The organism is Altererythrobacter sp., assembly GCF_050299635.1.
In the GTDB taxonomy this organism is placed as follows: domain Bacteria; phylum Pseudomonadota; class Alphaproteobacteria; order Sphingomonadales; family Sphingomonadaceae; genus Erythrobacter.
In genome coordinates this window covers 1-515 of record NZ_JBNKWF010000094.1, presented here as the reverse complement: position 1 = coordinate 515, position 515 = coordinate 1, and the positions used below count along the sequence as shown (strand labels likewise).

At 62.1% G+C, this 515-nt stretch carries 2 protein-coding genes; one reads left to right on the top strand and one right to left on the bottom strand.

From position 1 onward, the window contains the following. The coding region (locus ACQY6C_RS15010) for a 4Fe-4S dicluster domain-containing protein (protein WP_427970096.1) at positions 1-226 on the top strand (226 nt) is incomplete at its 5' end. A 9-nt stretch (positions 227-235) separates the two neighbouring features. On the opposite strand, the gene ACQY6C_RS15005 is transcribed toward ACQY6C_RS15010, so the two are convergent. Continuing rightward, a partial coding sequence (locus ACQY6C_RS15005) for an SDR family oxidoreductase (protein WP_427970094.1) occupies positions 236-515 on the bottom strand: 280 nt, incomplete at its 5' end.

The following is a 515-nucleotide window of genomic DNA, read 5'->3' as shown; positions in this document are numbered from 1 at the left end:
CGAGTCGATCCCGATCGCCTACAACCTGCCCGAGTTCGATGAACCGGCACAGCGATATTGTCCTGCCGGGGTTTACGAAGTTGTCGAGGAAGACGGCGTGAAGAAGTTCATGATCGGCGCGCAGAACTGCGTCCACTGCAAGACCTGCGACATCAAGGATCCGCGACAGAACATCGTCTGGACCGTGCCGGAGGGCGGGGGAGGCCCGAACTACTCGGGGATGTAAGCGGCAGACCTACTTCGGCTGCATGCGGATTGCGCCGTCGAGGCGAATCGTTTCCCCGTTGACCATGGCGTTGCCGTAAATCGATGCCACCATGTCCGCGTATTCCTCCGGCCGCCCGAGCCTTGACGGAAACGGGACCTGCGCTCCGAGAGAGGCCTGCAATTCCGGCGTCATTCCGGCAACCATGGGCGTCATGAAGATGCCTGGTGCGATGACGTTGACGCGAATGCCGATACGCGCGAACTCTCGCGCCAGGGGCAGCGTCATGCCGACGACCCCGCCCTTGGAC